The sequence below is a fragment of the Plantimonas leprariae genome (assembly GCF_008802405.1).
GTDB lineage: Bacteria > Pseudomonadota > Alphaproteobacteria > Rhizobiales > Rhizobiaceae > Plantimonas > Plantimonas leprariae.
Window position 1 is genome coordinate 1 of the sequence record NZ_VZDO01000037.1, and the last position, 1,683, is coordinate 1,683.

Below are 1,683 nucleotides of genomic sequence, written 5' to 3' on the forward strand. Positions count from 1 at the left end.
CCTCGCCAACACCATCCTCGGCAACGGCGCCGCGAACACCATCGCAGGCGGCGGCGGCAACGATACGCTGAACGGCGGGGCGGGCGACGACACGCTGAACGGCGAGGCCGGCAACGATCGACTCGACGGCGGAATTGGCGCGGACATCATGGCCGGTGGCAGCGGCGACGACACCTACGTCGTCGACAACGCCGCCGACGTCGTCGTCGAAGCGGCGGGCGAGGGCACCGACACGGTGTCCGCCTCGGTCAGCTTCGTACTCTCCGACAATGTCGAGCGCCTGACGCTCACCGGCACGGCGGCGATCGACGGCACGGGCAACGCGCTCGCCAACATCATCACCGGCAACGCGGCCGCGAACACGCTGACCGGCGGCGCGGGCAACGACACGATCGACGGCGGCGCGGGAGTCGACACGGCCGCGTATGCCGGCCGCTTCGCCGACTACACGGTCAACCGCAGCGCCGGCACGGTCGCCAGCGCCGCTGACGGCACCGACAAGCTGAAGAACATCGAGTTCCTCAAGTTCGCCGACGGGCTCTACGACTGGGCGAGCGGCAGCTTCACGCGCTTCAACACGCCGCCGACGCTGAGCGCCGGCGCGCAGAGCAACGGGCTGGTCGAGGCTTCGTCCGCGGTCGCCGGGTCGCCTGGCGCGACCGTCGCGCTGCAGGCGAAGGATGCCGATCCCGGCGATGCGCTGGAGTTCGTGCCCTCGGGCTGGACGGTGGTCGACGCGACGCACTGGTCGAAGTCCGGGATTTACGGCACCGCGGCGCTCGATCTAGCCTCCGGAACTGTCGCCTACGCGCTCGACGACGCCCGGGCCGCCACCGACGCGCTCGCCGGCGGGGCTGCCGTTCGCGACGAGTTCGCGGTCGCCGTCCGGGACCGGTCCGGCGCGACCGCGTCGGCAACCGTCGCCTTCGACATCCGCGGCACCGACGACGCGGCCAGCCTGTCCTCGGCACAGGTGTCGCTCGCCGAAGGCGACACGGCCGCGGCCCTTTCGGCATCGGGCAAGCTGACGCTCACCGACGTCGACAGTCCCACCGCCTTCGTGGCCGGCACGACGACGGGCGACCTCGGCCGTTTCATGGTCGACACTTCGGGCGCCTGGAGCTACGCGGCGACGTCCGCGCATGACGAACTCGCCGCCGGCGAGCGACGCCTCGAGCGCTTCGCCGTTCTGGCGACGGACGGCACCGCGACGCGCGTCGACGTCGAGATCGTCGGCACGAACGACGCGCCGCGTCTCGTGGTCGGCCCGCAGAGCAACGGTCTCGTCGAGGCCGCGGTCGCGACGGCCGGCACGGCGAACGCCACCGTGGCGCTGCAGCGCGGCGACCCGGATGCCGGCGACGCCGTCTCGTTCGACATGGCGGGATGGACCGCCGTCGATGCGACGCACTGGTCGAAGTCGGGCGTCTACGGCACGGCGACGCTCGATACGGCGAGCGGCTTGCTCGCCTACCTCCTCGACGACGCGCGGGCCGCGACCAACGGTCTCGGCGGCGGCGCGAGCGTCTCCGACAGTTTCGCGATCACCGTTCGCGATGCGGCCGGGCTCGCGACGTCCGAACTCGCGGCCTTCGCGATCGCCGGAACGGACGACGGCGTCCGGGTCGACGGGACGAGCGGGAACGACATCGTCAGTCCGCTGACCTCGGTCGGCAAGCAAGC

1 protein-coding gene is annotated in these 1,683 nt (G+C 72.0%); it reads left to right on the top strand.

The window, feature by feature from the left end; all coding sequences use genetic code 11:
• On the top strand, nucleotides 1-1,683 hold a 1,683-nt coding region (locus F6X38_RS23185), incomplete at both ends, for a VCBS domain-containing protein (RefSeq protein WP_202618072.1).